At 63.0% G+C, this 3,037-nt stretch carries 2 protein-coding genes; both read left to right on the top strand.

Going from position 1 to position 3,037, the window contains the following annotated elements; translation table 11 throughout:
- Positions 1-635: 635 nt before the first annotated feature.
- A complete protein-coding gene (locus PHI64_RS23500) occupies positions 636-1,544 on the top strand; it encodes a tyrosine-type recombinase/integrase (protein WP_299888847.1) in 909 nt (302 codons plus the stop codon).
- A 4-nt stretch (positions 1,545-1,548) separates the two neighbouring features.
- Positions 1,549-2,739 (top strand): IS91 family transposase, encoded by a 1,191-nt coding sequence (locus PHI64_RS23505; RefSeq protein ID WP_299888850.1) that lies wholly within the window; start codon positions 1,549-1,551, stop codon positions 2,737-2,739.
- The last annotated feature ends 298 nt before the right edge of the window (positions 2,740-3,037 follow it).

Consider the following 3,037-nt stretch of genomic DNA (forward strand, 5'->3'; position numbering starts at 1 on the left):
GCGAGTTGCTCTCGCCGGGCTTGCGGCGAAGGGTCGGCCGTTTGAGCGGTGGCGATACTCGATGCCAGCGGCCAGACAACGAAAAAGGCAACGGTAGTCTTCAGTAGAGTGCGATACATCTCGATCCCCCTTCCATCGATCGGCAGGCCCATGCTCAACGGCTACGATCCCCCTCCCCTCTGCGGGAGGGTTCGTTGCAACGAACCTTACTGGGCGACGACCATGTGATTTTAAAGACCATGAAGACTGGCGCTTTCGATACTATCCGTCTTCCACGAAAAGTAGAAGGTTTGATGATGTCGAATCTACGGTAGCGATACGTTGCAGATTTTTTACTAATATGAACATCGGTTCCGGCAACCGAAGAAGGACCGCCCTCTAAGTATGTCCGCTTTTTAGTGCCCTCGTGGGTTGGGGCATGGTCTGAGATGGGCGCGTTGCAGCCGCGGTGAGCACAAAGGGAGCCTCTTCCACACGTGGAACCACCGCAATGGGGCCGAAGAACGAACCCGCTGCGCGGGAGGGGAGCGCTCCACGATAAGACGATCATCAAATTCCAGGTATTGCGCATCGGTTGAGCGCCGCCCGACATAGGGTGAGCATTTTGGCTCCGTTTCCATGTGAGGAGCCAGCCGATGACTATGTCCGTTCCCCCTGTTCCGATCAGCCCGCTGCGCCAAAGATTGATCGACGACATGAACATGCGCCGGTTTTCCGGCGAGACGCAGCGCAACTACATCCGTGATATCGGGCGCTTTGCATCATTCCTGGGCCGCGCACCAGACACGGCGACGGCGGAGGACATCCGTCGTTTCCAGGTGGATCAGCAGGAGACCGGCGTGCCGGTGCCGACGATGAACAGCATCGTCTCGGCGCTGCGGTTTTTCTTCACGCACACGATCGACCGGCCGGACTTGGCCCGCAAGCTGGTGCGCATCTCCCAGCCACGCAAGCTGCCGGTGGTGCTGAGCCGGGATGAGGTTGCCCGTCTGCTGAATGCGACCACCTGCCTTAAGCACCTGGCGGCCTTGTCGGTCGCCTATGGGGCGGGGCTCCGCGTTTCCGAGGTCGCTTTCCTCAAGGTCAGCGACATCGACAGCGAACGCATGCTGATTCGAATCGAGCACGGCAAGGGCGGCCGGTGCCGCAACGCGATGCTTCCGGTCGACCTGCTCACCCTGCTGCGGCAGTGGTGGACGGTCGGACGTCAACAAGGCGTGATGCACCGCGACGGGTGGCTGTTCCCCGGTCTGCAGGTGGCCAAACCGATCAGCACCCGGCAACTCCATCGCATCGTCGTCGAGGCGGCACGAGCAGCGGAGATCACCAAACGGGTCGGCCCGCATACGCTCCGTCACAGTTTCGCCACCCATCTCCTCGAAGACGGCATCGACATCCGCATCATCCAGGTGCTGCTGGGTCACAGCAAACTGGAGAACACCGCGCTCTACACCAAAGTGGCGACGCGGACGGTGCACGCCGTGATCAGTCCGCTCGACCGGCTGGAACTGTTCAAGAGCGGAGGGATCGAGCCCGACGGCTGAGCCGGTGCGCGCCGCGCTCGAGGTCGCCGATATCTTCCGATCCGCCGGACCTGCCTATCGGGCGGCCCATGCCGGGCACCTGAGCCTGCATCAGCTCAAGGTCATGTCGGCGATCGAGCATTGCCGTACCGCCGCATTGGGCGGTCACGTCGAGGTCTGCGAGGACTGCGGGCACTGGCGGATCGCCTACAACAGTTGCCGCAACCGGCATTGTCCCAAGTGCCAGGGGGCCGCGGCACGGACATGGCTGGCGGAACGGGAAGCTGACCTGCTTCCCGTCGGCTACTTCCATGTCGTCTTCACGTTGCCGGCCGAGATCGCCGTCCTTGCCTTCCACAACAAGACCGTCGTCTACGACCTGCTATTCCGCGCCGCATCGGAGACGATGCTGACGATCGCGGCGGACCCGAAGCATCTGGGCGCCCGCATCGGCATCACTGCCGTCCTTCACACCTGGGGATCGGCGATGACGCATCATCCCCACGTCCACATGATCGTTCCCGGTGGCGGTATTAGTTCTGATGGGCGCTGGGTGTCGTCGCGGCCGGCCTTCCTTCTCCCCGTCAGGGTGTTGGGCAAGCTGTTCCGCCGCCTGTTCCTCACGCGGTTGATCGCGTTGCATGAGGCAGGCAGGCTCACCTTCTTCGGCGCCATTGCGCATCTTGCCGAGAAGCAGGCATTCCTGCGGCATCTGTCGCCGGTTCGGAAGAAGCGCTGGGTGGTTTATGCCAAGCCGCCGTTCGGCGGTCCCGAAGCCGTGCTCGCCTATCTGGCGCGCTACACCCATCGTGTCGCCATCTCCAATCGGCGGCTCATCGCGTTCGACGAGGGCGGCGTCACCTTCCGCTACAAAGACTACCGACGCGACGGCGCCGATCGACAGCGGATCATGACACTCCCCGCCGACGAGTTCATCCGCCGGTTCCTGCTGCACATCCTGCCACGTGGGTTCCACCGGATCCGGCATTACGGCCTGCTGGCAGGGTCCTGTCGCAAAGCCTGTCTCGAACGGATCCGCGAACTCCTGGCCGTCACCCCGCCACCTGAAGCCGAGATATCGGAGGAGCCTGTCGACGTCTCACCACCATGTCCCTGCTGCGGCGGGCGCATGGTCGTCGTCGAGGACTTCGAACGCGGCCACCAGCCGCGCGCACCACCGGCCACGGTACAGCCGCACCGGGAGAAACCGTCATGACCCGGCATGGCCCGATCACACCAGATGTCCGAACGATAGCGCTTCGGGCGACGCCCCTGCTTGCGCTATCCCCTGAAACCGCCGGGGACAATGCGCATCTTCGCCATGCCCTGCTCTCGGAACGCCGCAAAAAGAGCCACGATACGGCTCTCAAGCACCATACGGCCCCACGCCGGAGCGCGCTTCCGGCATCCTCAACCCCAGCCTGAAAGCCAAATCCCCATAGGTCTCAGCAGAGGCCCGCGGGTTCCTTCCTCGGAGACTTTCGTACGCCTCGCGGCGCCCGAAACTCTTCACG

The organism is Zoogloea sp., assembly GCF_028689785.1.
Lineage (GTDB): Bacteria > Pseudomonadota > Gammaproteobacteria > Burkholderiales > Rhodocyclaceae > Zoogloea.